3 protein-coding genes are annotated in these 2,023 nt (G+C 58.6%); all 3 read right to left on the bottom strand.

Translation table 11 applies throughout. The features are described from left to right. Positions 1–95: 95 nt before the first annotated feature. The 3 genes from ACR0IK_RS24285 to ACR0IK_RS24275 are packed head-to-tail and all read right to left on the bottom strand — an operon-like array spanning position 96 to position 1,725. The gene (locus tag ACR0IK_RS24285) at positions 96–830 is read right to left on the bottom strand and encodes an SDR family NAD(P)-dependent oxidoreductase (RefSeq protein ID WP_480643676.1); all 735 of its coding nucleotides are present in this window, start codon (positions 828–830) and stop codon (positions 96–98) included. Then, positions 827–1,558: an SDR family NAD(P)-dependent oxidoreductase gene (locus ACR0IK_RS24280; protein ID WP_480643675.1), complete on the bottom strand. Its 732-nt coding sequence runs from the start codon at positions 1,556–1,558 to the stop codon at positions 827–829. Before ACR0IK_RS24280 ends, ACR0IK_RS24285 begins: the two co-directional genes overlap by 4 nt. A 17-nt stretch (positions 1,559–1,575) precedes the next feature. Further along, positions 1,576–1,725, bottom strand: a complete 150-nt coding sequence (locus tag ACR0IK_RS24275; protein ID WP_480597368.1) for a hypothetical protein — start codon at positions 1,723–1,725, stop codon at positions 1,576–1,578. Positions 1,726–2,023: the final 298 nt, after the last annotated feature.

Genomic DNA, 2,023 nt, shown 5'->3' with positions numbered 1-2,023 from the left:
AAGACCAACCCAAACGCCTGCCACCCCAACCCTTCCGAGAAATCGGCGCAAACGCAGTGCTGCGCTGGAAAGAATGGAAAGCGCGCGACGAGTGATCAGGGCAGGCTCAGCTTGGCCATCCGTCCGCCATCTACCGTATAAACCTGACCGGTGATGAACCCGGCATCGTCCGACGCCAGAAACGCAACCAATGAGGCTACCTCCTCGGGGCTGCCGGTTCTGGCGACCGGATGGATCCGAGCAATATCTCGGCGGAACGCGGCGGGGTCTTCCATGCTGTCGATGAAATCGAGGTTCAGATCAGTGTCAATCCACCCCGGCGCAACCGCATTGCACCGTATCCCTTCGGGACCGTGGTCCACGGCCACCGCGCGGGTCAGACCGTGCAAACCGGCTTTGGATGCGCAATAGGCCGCGTGACCAGGGTTGCTTCCAAGCCCCTCGATCGAACCGGTGTTGACGATGCTGCCACGGGTTTTACGCAGATGTGGCAAGGCGGCCTGGATCGTCAGGAACGGTGCCGTCAGATTGACCGCCAGATTGCGCTGCCAATCTTCGAGGCTCATTTCCTCGACACAGGCTTCCTGCATCATCCCGGCGTTGTTGACCAGAACGTCCAGCCGCCCTGCCCTGCGGGTGACCGCTTTCACCACCTGCGCCGGACTGGTAGGATTGGTGAAATCTGCAGCAATCCCCAGAAACTCGGAGTCTTGCCCGCGTTGAGCGGTAAAGACCTGCGCGCCCTCATCCCGCAACCGCCGTGCAATCGCCTGCCCGATACCGCTGCGACCGCCTGTAACCAGCGCGACCTTGCCCTCGAACCGCATCATGACACAGGCTTCCCACCATTGACCTCAACCAGTGTGCCGCAGACATAGCGCGACGCGTCCGAGACCAGGAACATGATCACATCGACAATATCCTCGGGCTCGGCAATGCGGCCCAGAGGAACGGTCTGGCCCAGCTCTTTGACGGCGGTGTCCGGGTCAAACCCCCGCTTCGCAAAGCCCGACCGCAACATGGGAGTGTTCACCTCGTTCGGACAGACGGCATTGATGCGAATGCCCTGATGGGCGTGGTCCATCCCCATGCATTGCGTCAAAGACGCAATCGCCGCTTTGGTCATGCAATAGACCGCGTGATTGGGACCCGGACGCAGACCCCAGCACGAGGCGGTGTTTACGATGGCCCCACCGCCATTTTCAGCCATGAGAGGGATCGCGGACCGGCAGATGCGGAATGGCGCCTCGACATTCACACCCAGCGACAGGAACCAATCGTTATCCGAGGACTCGGTCACTGACCCACGAGTGATGACGCCGGCATTATTGATGACAATATCCAATCCGCCCAGTTGATCAACCGCTGCCTTCGGCAACGCGTCAGCATAAGTGCCGTCAAGCAGATCGCCTGGCAGATGAGCTTCTGCCACGATACCGCTGACATCTCGGTCAGCAACCGCAACACGGACGCCCGTTTCGCGCAGGCGTGCTACAAGTGCGGCACCGATGCCGCCCGCTGCACCGGTAACCAGCGCTGTTTTTCCATTCAGGTCCATTGCTTTTACTATTCCTTTCAAAAGGATTCGAACGGAGCGCCAAGACGGCTTTCACCAGAAAGGATACCCCGTCTTGGGCCTGCGGACAGATCCAGATTGCTGCCCGAGCTGTCGTCGCGGGTATGAGCCAGGTCGTGCCGATAGATATGAATTCCAGCTATTTTCATTGTTATTCTATCCTGATTTTGAAGGTCTCCTGCGTACCGAGAAAATCAGAGCCAGAACGCAAGGCGTCAAAGCTTCGCGAGGCAACCTCTTCTCAGTATACTTTCTGCCCCGGATTTCAGCCCTGCGTTGTTCGATCGATATCATAGCGGCAAAGTAGAGCGATCATTCTACTTTCTTCATGCTCAATTCCGACCTCCAACCTGTAGTTTGGCGACAAAAATGTCCGCCTGAAACGGCGGACCAGTCGGGGAGTGCGTTGAGGGGTCAGTAGCTCTGGTTCAGTTCATCGGCGGCCGG

The sequence above is a fragment of the Ruegeria sp. BF7 genome (genome assembly GCF_056538605.1).
Note: the sequence above shows the minus strand (reverse complement) of the source record. Positions and strands in the feature narration are given on the sequence as shown.